An 8046-nucleotide genomic window follows, 5' to 3' on the forward strand; every position below is an offset into this window, starting at 1 on the left:
CTGTGCGGCAGCGTCGGCATGGCCATCGGCAATCGGGTCGACCGATGCCGGCACGACCGGATCGGCCACCGGTGCAGCGGCTTCCACCGGTGCGGCTTCGACAGCCACCGGGGTTGCCGGCTCCTCGACCATCGGGGCGACTTCAACCTCGGCCTTCGGTTCGACTGCCGGAGCAGCTTCCACCACCGGCGCGACGTCGGCTACCACCGGCTTCGGCTCGGCCACCGGAGCGGCTTCGACCACGACGGTCGGTTCAGCGACCGGGGCTGCTTCGACCACGGCAGCGGTCTCGACCATCGGCGGCTTCGCCTCGATCACCGGAGCCGCTTCGGGTGCGGGCTGCACGGGCGTCGCCGCATCGATGGCATCCAGCATGCTGGTCTGTACCGGCGACGGGGTCGGTTCGGCCTTGGCAACGGCTTCGACCGGAGCCGGGGTCTGCACCGTGGCTGCCACCGGAGCGGCTGCTTCGACTACGGCGCTGCTGACGGCAGCGACCGGAGCAACTGCGGCGGCTACCGCAACCGGTGCACGTGCTGGCTTGCCGGCGTCAGCGGTGGCCGGCTCGACTTCGTCATCGAAGTCGAATTCCGGCTGCGAACGCGACGGGTGCGCGGCGGCAACCGGGGCGTCCACCGAAGCTTGGGCGCTGTGCTCGACGGAATCGCCGTCGTTGTCGTCGCCCTCGGCATCATCGCCGTCGTCCAGATCATCACCCAGCACGTCGCCGCCTGCGGCGTTCTCGGCACCACCACGACGACGACGACGACCACCGCGACGACCACGGCGGCGGCGCGTTGCGCCTTCGCCGGTCTGATCGCCTGCGGCATCGGCTGCAGCCTCTTCGGTAGCGCCGGTCGTAACCACGACCTCGGTGTCGGTCGCGGCGGCGGCGGTATCCACGGCCGCGACAGTGTCGACCACGTTTTCAGTGGCAACGGCGGGTACCAGTGCTTTCTCTTCCTGCACTGCGACCGTGGCCACAACCGCGGTCGTGGCAGTCACAGCGGCTGCTGCAGTCACGACATCGACCGGGGCTTCGGCAGCGGCACGCTGCGGCTTCTCGGCCGGCTTGTCACCGTCCTGCGGGCGCGGCTGCTTCGGCTGCTTCAGCTTCGGCTGCTGCTGGCCCTGACCCTGGCCCTGTTCGTTGCGCGGCTTGTTCTGCTGCGGCTGCTGCTGGGCATCCTTCGGCTTGCCCTGCTGCTGCGGCTGCTGCTGCGGGGCATTGCCATTGGCCTGGCTGCCGCCGTTGCCGTTGCCGCCGTTGCGGCCATCCTTGCGCTGCTCACCGCGGTCCTTGCGGTTGCCGCCGTCCTTCTGCTGCTGCGCATTGCCATTGCCGCCGTTGCCACGGCTGTCCTCGCGACGGTCCTTGCGGTCCTTGTTGCGATCCTTGTTGCGGTCACGGCGGCCGCCATCCTGCTGCTGGCGCGCGGCCGGTGCCGGTGCAGGAGCGGGAGCGGGCTCGCCGCCAAAGATGCGCTTCAGCCAACCAACCACACCACCGCTGGCGGCAGCGGCCGGAGCCACTGCGGCCACCGGCGCGGGTGCCGGCGCTGCGGTCGGTTCCACTTCGTCCCGCACCGGGGCGGGGGAGTTGTGCTTGACCTGGGTCACCATCGGCGGCGGGATGTTCAGCTGACCCTTGGTCAGCGCGTGTACCGGCAGCTTGCGCGGGGTACCGCGCTGGTAGCTTGGCTTGCCGCTTTCCTCGCCCAGTTCGTTGTCGCGCAGGCGGGTGACGGTGTAATGCGGGGTGTGCAGCTGCTCGTCGGCAACGATCACGATCGGCGCCTCGTGGCGCTTCTCGATTTCGCCCAGCGCGCCGCGCTTTTCGTTCAGCAGGTAATTGGCGATCTCCACCGGGGCCTGTACCAGCACCTGTCCGGTGTTCTCCTTCATCGCATGCTCTTCAGCAACGCGGATGATCGACAGCGACAGCGACTCGACGCTGCGCATGCGGCCATGGCCGTCGCAACGCGGGCAGACGATCTGGCTGGATTCGCCCAGGCTCGGGCGCAGGCGCTGGCGGCTCATTTCCAGCAGGCCGAAGCGCGAGATGCGACCGACCTGCACGCGTGCACGGTCGTACTTGAGCGCATTCGCCAGGCGGTTCTCGACTTCGCGCTGGTGCTTGTTGGACGCCATGTCGATGAAATCGATCACCACCAGGCCGCCGAGGTCGCGCAGGCGCAGCTGGCGGGCCACTTCTTCGGCCGCTTCCAGGTTGGTCTGGAACGCGGTGTCCTCGATGTCGCTGCCCTTGGTGGCGCGCGAGGAGTTGACGTCGACGGCAGTCAGCGCTTCGGTCTGGTCGACCACGATCGAGCCGCCCGACGGCAGGCGCACGTTGCGCTCGTAGGCGCCTTCGATCTGCGATTCGATCTGGAAGCGGTTGAACAGCGGGATGTCGTCCTTGTAATGCTTGAGCTTGCGCAGGGTCTGCGGCATCACCTGCTGCATGAACTCCTTGGCGTGCTCGTACATCTCCTCGGTGTCCACCAGGATCTCGCCGATGTCGGCGCGCAGGTAGTCACGCAGGGCGCGCACGATCAGGCGCGATTCCTGGTAGATCAGGAATGGGGCCGGCTTGCTCAGGGCGGCTTCGGCGATGGCGCGCCAGACGTTCAGCAGGTAATCCAGATCCCACTGCAGCTCTTCCGCATCGCGGCCGACGCCGGCGGTACGGATGATGACGCCCATTTCGTCGGGGATGTTCAGCTTGTCCAGGGCGTCCTTCAGGGCGGCCCGGTCTTCACCCTCGATGCGACGGGAGACACCGCCGGCGCTGGGCGAATTCGGCATCAGCACCATGTAGCGGCCGGCCAGGGAGATGAACGTGGTCAGGGCAGCGCCCTTGTTGCCACGTTCTTCCTTGTCCACCTGGACGACGATTTCCTGGCCTTCCCTCAGCAGCTCGCGGATGCCGGCCTTGTTGTGGTCGACACCGGCCTGGAAGTAATCGCGGGAGATTTCCTTCAGCGGCAGGAAGCCGTGGCGGCCGCCACCGTATTCAACGAAGGCCGCTTCCAGCGAGGGCTCGATGCGGAAGATCCGGCCCTTGTAGATGTTGGACTTCTTCTGTTCCTTGGACGGCTGCTCGATGTCGATGTCATACAACGACTGGCCATCCACGATGGCAACACGCAGCTCTTCAGCCTGCGTGGCGTTGATCAGCATTCGCTTCATTGTTGCGTTCCTCGCAAGCGGCTACCGCGCGGAACGCCATGGAGTTTCGCCTCTGGACACGGCTCGCCGCCCATTCGCGCAAGCGCGGGGAGGGCGGCTTGGGTTTCCAGCGCTACGACACCACGGCAGGCCGCGGGAGCGCTTCAATTTTCTGGTTTTGGGTGTTACAGGGCCGGAGGCAGCTGTCAGCCAGGCTGGAGCGCCGCACGGGACATGTTCAGCGCGACTGCGTGTCAGGCAATCGGCGATGGCCGGGAACGCCGGTGAGCCGCTAACATGGCCGCCCCGCGGGCGGTGGTCGCGCACTGTGCCGGATTCGTCGGAAGCGGGGCTTCTGGCCCTGAGTAACTTCCAACGAAATCAATCCCTTATCTCGCCCCCCGAGTGTAACAGAATAAACAGGCTGATGACTGCACAAGACCCTACCAAGCCGGCCGGCGACAAGCCTTCCGTGCGCATGATCACCGTTCCGGCCGACCGTGCCGGCCAGCGCCTGGACAATTTCCTGCTCGGCCAGCTCAAAGGTGCCCCGCGCAGCCTTGTCTACAAGCTGGTCCGCAGCGGCCAGGTACGCGTCAATGGCGGCCGCGCCAAGGCCGAGCGCAAGCTGGAGGCTGGCGACGAAGTGCGGATACCGCCCGTTCGTCTCACTGAAGAGGGAGACAAGGCGGGTCCGCCCGAGGCGTTCATGCGTAGGCTGGAGCAGGCCATCGTCTTCGAAGACGCCCGCCTGCTGGCGCTGAACAAGCCGACCGGCGTCGCCAGCCATGGCGGCAGCGGCATCAGCTTCGGCGCCATCGAGACCCTGCGTGCCCTGCGCCCCGGGCAGACCCTGGAGCTGGTCCACCGGCTGGACCGTGACACCTCGGGCCTGTTGATCGTGGCCAAGAAGCGTTCGGCGCTGAGCGAGCTGCAGGCGCTGCTGCGCGAAGACCACGGCTCCGGCATCCGCAAGCGCTACCTGACCCTGCTTGCCGGGCGCATGCCGGACGGTGTGATGACGGTCGATGCGCCGTTGCACGTAGGCCTGCGCCAGGGCGGCGAGCGTCATGTGCAGGTCAATGCGATCGGCAAGGAATCCATCAGCCATTTCCGGGTGCTGGAGCGCAAAGGCGGCCATTCCTACTGCGAGGTGCGCATCGAAACCGGCCGCACCCACCAGATCCGCGTGCATGCCCAGCATCTGGGGCATCCTGTGGCCGGAGACGACAAATACGGCGATCCTGCGGTCAACAAGCGGCTTCGTGAGCAGATCGGGCTGAAGCGCCTGTTCCTGCATGCCGCGTCGCTGGAGTTCGCGCTGGACGACGGCAAGAGCCCGTATGTGCTGAGTGCGCCGCTGGCGGATGAGCTGGTCGAGGCGCTGGACAGACTCCGCTGACGGCAGTTCGGCGGCGCCGGGGGCTTGGTCGGTGCCGTCGTTCCCCTGCGATGAGTGGGCTTGTCACTTTCTTTGCTCGTGCAAAGAAAGTAACCAAAGAAACACGCCGCCATCCGCGAGCCGGCGCTGCGCGCCGGTACCCTGTGCTCCTCGCTCCGCCGAGGGGCGGCGCGGAACTCGCTGCGCTCAGACACCCGCGCCTCTTCGCCCTCGCCGGACCTGCGGTGCTCGGCTCGCTACAAGGCGGACCCGACAGCCGCAGCGTAGACCCATGGCCGCTCGCAGCCTTTGTGGAGTCGAGCGAGGCTCGACTCACGCGCGCAGCGCGGGCTTCGCTTTTCATTCTTTCATCGCGCGGCTGGCACGCACGTAGCCTGTCCGAGGCCGGGCGAGGTGGGTTTGCGGGGGTGTAAGCGCCATGGATGGCGCGCCCAAGCCCCCATGGATGGGTTTACGGCGTCCCCCGCAAACCCACCTCGCCCGGCCCAACCGCAGAATCCCGCTCAGCCAGCCGCGAGGGGGCTCAGCCCGTTGGCCGGACACCCTTCACCACTTGAACAGCACCAGGCTGATCGCCAGCGTACCCATGCCCGCCACCAGCCCGTAGACAGTCTCGTGCCCCTTGGCGTAGCGCTTCGCCGCCGGCAGCAGCTCGTCCAGCGCCAGGAACACCATCACACCGGCAATCAGGCCGAATACCCAGCCGAACGTGGCGTGGGACAGGGAGCCGGACAGCAGCACATAGCCGATCGCCGCGCCGACCGGTTCGGCCAGGCCTGACAGCAGGCTGGCGGCGAACGCGTAGAACTTGTTCTGCGTGGCGAAGTACACCGGCACCGCAATGGCGATGCCCTCGGGAATGTTGTGGATGGCAATGGCGAAGGCCAGCGGCATGCCCACCGACGGGCTCTCCAGCGTTGCGAAGAACGTCGCCAGCCCCTCCGGGAAGTTGTGTGCGGTGATCGCCACCGAGGTCAGCAGGGCGACCCGTTTCAGGTATTCGCGGCTGTTCTCGCGGAACGCCGGGTCCTGCTTGTCCAGGCTGTCATGCGGGTTGGGAATGAAGTGGTCGATCAACACGATCACCACTACACCCAGCAGGAAGGCGAGGGTGCCGTAGGTGAAGCCGGTGCGTTCACCATAGGCCAGCGCGAACGAGGCGATGGATTTGTTGAGGATCTCCGACAGCGAGACATACACCATCGCGCCGCCGGCAAAGGCCAGGCCGAAGGCCAGCAGGCGCGGATTGGGGCGGCGCGAGAACAGCACCAGCAGGCTGCCGATGGCGGTGGCAAGGCCCGCAGCGAGGGTGACCGCCAGGGCGATCCAGATGTTTTCGGGGGGGATCTGCAGCATGTTCCGACGCGTTCCTTGTCATCAAGCAATCGCCCCGGCACGGGCCGGGGCGGCAAAGGCGAGGCGGGCGTCGGCTGGCCTCGTCACCGGCAGGCGATCAGCCGCCGCGGCGCAGGCTTTCTTCGATGGCGAAGCACTGGTCCGGCTTCGGCTGCGGCGGGTTGAAGCTGACCGGCACCTGGATCGTGGCCGGCACGGCCTCGCCATTGCGGGTGGCGGCCTTGAACTGCCAGCCCTGCACGGCGGCCTTGGCCAGATCGTCCAGCTGCGGGTTGCCCGCGCCGGTCAGCAGGGTGACCTCGCTGGGTTTGCCGTCGGTGCCGATCACCACCTTGAAGGTGCTGGTGCCGCCCACGCCGGTGCAGGCCAGTTCAAGCGGGTATTGCGGCGGCGGGGTCTTCACCGCAGCCACTTCGGTGGGGGCCGCAGCCGGCGCCGCCGGCGGCTCGGAGGTGCCACAGCCGGCCAGGCTGGTCACGGCAAGCAGGGGCAGGCTCAGCAATCGCACGTTCATTTCAGTTGCTCCGTCAGGGCTGAAGTCTTCGCTGCGCAGATGAAGTCGTTCTCGCTCAGGCCGCCCACGTCGTGGGTGGAGTAGCGGACGACGGCACGGTCGTAGTGAACGCCGAGGTCCGGGTGATGGTCCTCGCCGTGGGCGATCCAGGCCAGCGCGTTCACGAAGGCCATGGTGGCGTAGTAATCCTTGAAGCGGAACGTGCGCACCAGCGCCTGGCCGGCCTCGGCCAACTCCCAGCCGGGGACCTGCGGCAGCAGTTCGGCCAGGCGGGCCTCGCCCAGCTTGTGGTCGCTGCCTTTGCGCGGCACGCAACGGGCCTGTGCCAGCGGAATCAGGTCGGCCATGGGTTCCTCCACCTCGTGTTGACTGAACAATGCGCCGGCCGGTGTATAAAACGAATGAGCGGCTGACGCTTACTTGGCTAGAATAGCCTGATGATCCAGATCTCCGACACTGCCCAGACCCATTTCCGCAAGCTGATCGAACGCGAGGGCGTGCCCGGCATGGGCGTGCGCTTGAGTGCGGTCGAACCCGGAACCCCGCGTGCCGACGCCCGGCTGGAGTTCGCCGAGCCGACCGACCTGCTCGGTGACGAGTGGGCGGTGGACTGTGATGGCTTCACGCTCTATGTCGACGCCACCAGCGTTGGCTGGCTCGACGGCGCGGAGATCGACATCGTGCCCGGTACGGCCGGCACCCAGCAGCTGACGATCAAAGCGCCGCGGATCAAGGGCGAAGCGCCCGGCGATGCCGCCTCGCTGGTCGAGCGCGTGCATTGGGTGGTGGAAAACGAAGTCAATCCGCAGCTCGCCTCGCATGGCGGCAAGGTGGCCGTGCAGGAAGTCTCGGCCGAAGGCGTCGTGTTGTTGCGCTTCGGTGGTGGCTGCCAAGGCTGCGGCATGGCCGACGTCACCCTCAAGCAGGGCATCGAGAAGACCCTGATGGGCCGTGTGCCCGGAGTGACCGCCGTGCGTGACGCTACCGATCATGACAGCGGCCACGCCCCGTATATTCCGCGCGGCAACGCCGCCTGATCGCCAACGCGTGCCTCTGCCCAGAGCCGAGCAACTCATCGACCTGCTGCTGGCGCGCCAGCAGCGACCGCCCATCCTCGAGAAGAACACCGGCCTGCCGTACGGCTGGGCGATCTGGCTGCGGACGCTGACGCCGCTGCCACGTCCGTTGCACGCGCGCGAAGTGATCGCGGTGCTGCTGCCGCGACCGCTGCCAGGTTCCCCGGGGCAATTGCCGGCGCTGGGACCATGGGCGTCCCTGCGCCGCCTGTTCTGGCAGGACTGGGATCCGGCGCCTCGCGACCAGCGCTGGATGCGCTGGACATCGGCGCTGCTCAGCGCGCTGCTGCATCTGTTGTTCTTCCTGTTGCTGCTGTGGGTGGCGGTGATCCGCACCTCTTCACCGGACGAGCAGGGCAGCGAGGGTGAGCGCGTACAGATTGAATTCGTCGGCCGTGCTGCACAGGAAGGCGGCGGCGACCAGGCCGGAGCCGAAGCGGCTGCCGCTGCAGCCGCCGGTGCCGGAGCCGCAGGCCAGGACGCGGGGGGCGCAACTGCACCGCGCCCGCAACCGGCGTCGCCTGCGC

At 67.4% G+C, this 8046-nt stretch carries 6 protein-coding genes and 1 pseudogene; 3 read left to right on the top strand and 4 right to left on the bottom strand.

Annotation, left to right across the window (positions count from 1 at the left end):
- Positions 1-3192: Rne/Rng family ribonuclease (locus DBR20_RS11870; RefSeq protein WP_108266309.1), on the bottom strand; the 3192-nt coding region annotated here is incomplete at its 3' end.
- A 406-nt stretch (positions 3193-3598) separates the two neighbouring features.
- Here DBR20_RS11870 and DBR20_RS11875 point away from each other — a divergent pair.
- Positions 3599-4573 carry an RluA family pseudouridine synthase gene (locus DBR20_RS11875; RefSeq protein ID WP_100460541.1) on the top strand — a complete coding sequence of 325 codons (975 nt, stop codon included), beginning with the start codon at positions 3599-3601 and terminating at the stop codon, positions 4571-4573.
- A gap of 546 nt (positions 4574-5119) precedes the next feature.
- On the opposite strand, the gene zupT is transcribed toward DBR20_RS11875, so the two are convergent.
- The 3 genes from zupT to DBR20_RS11890 form a co-directional block, all read right to left on the bottom strand.
- Entirely contained in the window at positions 5120-5929 is an 810-nt protein-coding gene (gene zupT, locus DBR20_RS11880) for a zinc transporter ZupT (RefSeq protein WP_025876721.1), read from the bottom strand.
- A 97-nt stretch (positions 5930-6026) separates the two neighbouring features.
- Complete coding sequence (locus DBR20_RS11885; protein ID WP_108266308.1) at positions 6027-6443, bottom strand: energy transducer TonB; 417 nt, start codon at positions 6441-6443, stop codon at positions 6027-6029.
- Positions 6440-6790, bottom strand: coding sequence for a 4a-hydroxytetrahydrobiopterin dehydratase (locus DBR20_RS11890; protein WP_025876725.1), 351 nt, complete (start codon positions 6788-6790; stop codon positions 6440-6442). The genes DBR20_RS11885 and DBR20_RS11890 overlap by 4 nt, the downstream gene beginning before the upstream one ends.
- A gap of 90 nt (positions 6791-6880) precedes the next feature.
- Here DBR20_RS11890 and DBR20_RS11895 point away from each other — a divergent pair, with 90 nt between their 5' ends.
- Positions 6881-7480, top strand: a complete 600-nt coding sequence (locus tag DBR20_RS11895) for an NfuA family Fe-S biogenesis protein (protein ID WP_089236178.1) — start codon at positions 6881-6883, stop codon at positions 7478-7480.
- A gap of 10 nt (positions 7481-7490) precedes the next feature.
- A pseudogene (locus DBR20_RS11900) lies at positions 7491-8046 on the top strand (hypothetical protein); the annotation flags it as partial.

Source organism: Stenotrophomonas sp. HMWF023 (assembly GCF_003060985.1).
GTDB lineage: Bacteria > Pseudomonadota > Gammaproteobacteria > Xanthomonadales > Xanthomonadaceae > Stenotrophomonas > Stenotrophomonas lactitubi.

What these genes read in the sequence shown, in the direction of transcription:
- DBR20_RS11875 (WP_100460541.1), top strand. Translation starts at nt 3,599, where the DNA reads ATGACTGCACAAGACCCTACCAAGCCGGCCGGCGACAAGCCTTCCGTG.
- zupT (WP_025876721.1), bottom strand. Translation starts at nt 5,929, where the DNA reads ATGCTGCAGATCCCCCCCGAAAACATCTGGATCGCCCTGGCGGTCACC.
- DBR20_RS11885 (WP_108266308.1), bottom strand. Translation starts at nt 6,443, where the DNA reads ATGAACGTGCGATTGCTGAGCCTGCCCCTGCTTGCCGTGACCAGCCTG.
- DBR20_RS11890 (WP_025876725.1), bottom strand. Translation starts at nt 6,790, where the DNA reads ATGGCCGACCTGATTCCGCTGGCACAGGCCCGTTGCGTGCCGCGCAAA.
- DBR20_RS11895 (WP_089236178.1), top strand. Translation starts at nt 6,881, where the DNA reads ATGATCCAGATCTCCGACACTGCCCAGACCCATTTCCGCAAGCTGATC.